Genomic DNA, 775 nt, shown 5'->3' on the forward strand with positions numbered 1-775 from the left:
TCCATCGACAGCTCGGCGAAGGGACGTTGCAGCGCCTCGGCCACGGCATCGGTCAAATCGACGAGGACGGCATAGAGGATCCAGGTGCTCCACAGTTGCAGCGCCACGGCGTTCTGCGCTCCGCCATAGAAATACGCCAATCTCAACAAGCGCTTGGCAATCGCGAAGGCATCCTCCACGCGCCAGCGCTGGGCATAGAGGGCGGCGGCGTGGGCGGTGGGCAAGCCTGCCGGGTCGGCGTCGTACCACACCCGACGCGGCAGGCGCGTGGTCAAGTCCAGCAGCGCCATCATCCGTCCCGCCAGCGGCGCCACGTCGCCGCCGCGCAGCAGCCCGACTTTGCGCAGCAGTCCATCGAGCGTCGAGCCATCGGCGATGAGCACTGCCGTATAGCGCGCCTGCGCCCAGGCGACCACCGTCGGCAAGGGACGTTGGCGCGCCTGCCAACGCGCGTGCACCACCGGCAAGAGGGTATTGAGCACCCGCTCGAACAACTGTGCCGGCAAGCGGCGCAGGCGTTGCTCCAAGGCTTGCTGGGTGAGTTCGCGCAGCGGCTCCACCCACAGCAGGCGCTCGCGCTGCACCACCCGCACCAGCTCACTGACGCTGCCGATATGGCGCCACAGCAGCCCCAAGACCAACCCCATCATCACCGGCAGCGTCAGGACCCGCGCGCGCAAGCCCAGCAGGCGGAAATAGCTCACCTGCGCCAGCGTGGCCGGATGCACGATCTCGCTCAGGCGCTCAACCACAGCCTCAGCCGAGGGGGCACTCG

Annotated in this window: 1 pseudogene; it reads right to left on the minus strand. The window is 68.3% G+C overall.

Going from position 1 to position 775, the window contains the following annotated elements:
• A pseudogene (locus tag CKO23_RS24965) lies at nucleotides 1–775 on the minus strand (hypothetical protein); the annotation flags it as partial.

The organism is Thiocystis violacea (assembly GCF_016583565.1).
GTDB classification, from domain to species: Bacteria; Pseudomonadota; Gammaproteobacteria; order Chromatiales; family Chromatiaceae; genus Thiorhodococcus; species Thiorhodococcus violaceus_A.